At 45.6% G+C, this 274-nt stretch carries 1 protein-coding gene; it reads left to right on the forward strand.

The genetic code is table 11. The annotated features are described in order from the left end of the window. Window positions 1-23 precede the first annotated feature (23 nt). Window positions 24-274, forward strand: a 251-nt coding sequence (locus ACZ3HG_RS23650) for a hypothetical protein (protein ID WP_465334806.1), incomplete at its 3' end; no start/stop codon positions are given.

Raw genomic sequence — 274 nt, forward strand, 5'->3', positions numbered from 1 at the left:
TGGCGGGCAGCGGATATGGCGGTATGGATATCTATATGTCGAGAAAGAAAGATAATGGTTGGGAAGCTCCCACCAATATGGGTAAAGATATAAATACCTCAGGCAATGAGACATTCCCATTCATGGCTGGCAACGGTACTTTTTATTTTACCTCAGACGGATGGCCGGGATATGGCGGCATGGATGTTTTCTACTGCAAAATGGATGGCGGAAAATACGGCAAACCGGAGAACATGGGGGCTGAATTTAACTCACAAAAAGATGACCTGTCTCT

Source organism: Erwinia sp. PME.40.26/001 (genome assembly GCF_055556675.1).